The following is a 1,275-nucleotide window of genomic DNA, read 5'->3' on the forward strand; positions in this document are numbered from 1 at the left end:
CCTCGTGGGCGCGGATCGGGGCGTACCGGCTGCTGACCGCGCTGCCGCCGGAGACCGCGCGGGACAGGGTGGTCGTCGCGCTCCTCTCCCCCGCCCACGCGGAACTCGCGCGCACGGCGGAGATCTACCTGGACTGCGCGGGCCAGGCCGGGCGCACGGCGTCCGAGCTGGGCATCCACCGCCAGACGCTGTACTACCGGCTGTCCCGGGTGGAGCAGCTGACGGGCCTGGACCTGGACGACGGCGAGGACCGGCTGCTGCTCCACATGGCGTTGAAGCGGGCCCGCTTGTGAGCCTCGCCCGGCCGAGTGGTCACGCCGTTCCGGTGAGCACGGCGAGGGCGCGGTGGAGGGAGCCGGCGCCGGTGAGGCGGGCGGCGACATGACCGTCCGGGCGGACCAGCAGCGTTCCGTGCGGGCCGAGGCCGAGGGCGTCGGCGTGCCCGGCGGACAGGGGTGCGACGCGCAGCGGCCAGGGGGCGGCACGGGGCGGTGAGCGGCGGGCGGGGTCCGCGGTGAACAGGGTGAACCACTCGCCGCAGACGTCGAGCGTGGAGCGGCCGGGACCGAGCCAGAGGTGGGGCAGCCGGCGGCCGGGGTCGGCGCTGGGGACGTACTCCGGGCCGGTGTCGTCGGCACGGCCGCCCGCGCGGAGGACGGCGCCGGAGCGGTAGGTGACGCCGAGTACGAGGCCCAGTTGCGCGAAGTACCGCTCGGACCAGGGGACGTCGGCGGGCGCCGGGGCCGCCGTGCCGGCACGGAGCTGTTCCCGGCGCCGCTCCAGCACCCGGGCCGCCAGCCGCGTGTTGTCCACCGCCTGACGGAGTGTCATGCGGGCGACGGGCCGGCGTTCCGCCTCGTAGCTGTCCAGCAGGGCCGGGGAGGCCCACCCCCGGAGCACTCCGGCCAGTTTCCAGCAGAGGTTGTGCGCGTCGGCGATGCCCGCGTTCATGCCGAGCCCGCCGATGACCGGGACCGTGTGCACCGCGTCGCCGGCCAGCAGGACGCGGCCGCGGCAAAAGCGGTCGGCGACGAAGGCGGTCATCACCCAGTGCTGGACGCGCAGCACGTCGGCCCGGACACCGGCGCCGGGGCCGAGGGCGCGCGCGACGACGGCCGGCCATTCGGCGGTGCCCGCGCCCTCGGGCGTGGGTCCGAACCAGGCCCAGCCGCCCTCGGGGTACAGCGGCAGGAAGGAGCCGTGCGCGGTGAAGTAGACCCCGGCGGGCCGCCGGGCGCACCAGCGGCCGAGGTCGGCGTCGAAGACGACGGTGGT

2 protein-coding genes are annotated in these 1,275 nt (G+C 76.6%); one reads left to right on the forward strand and one right to left on the reverse strand.

Annotated features, from left to right (window positions below; genetic code table 11):
- The coding region (locus H5J33_RS35615; protein ID WP_181798774.1) for a CdaR family transcriptional regulator at positions 1-293 on the forward strand (293 nt) is incomplete at its 5' end.
- Between the two features lie 19 nt (positions 294-312).
- Here the strand turns inward: H5J33_RS35615 and H5J33_RS35620 are convergent.
- On the reverse strand, positions 313-1,275 hold a 963-nt coding region (locus H5J33_RS35620), incomplete at its 5' end, for an FAD-dependent monooxygenase (protein ID WP_181798775.1).

Origin of the sequence: Streptomyces sp. WELS2, assembly GCF_013870595.1 — a bacterium.
Lineage (GTDB): Bacteria > Actinomycetota > Actinomycetes > Streptomycetales > Streptomycetaceae > Streptomyces.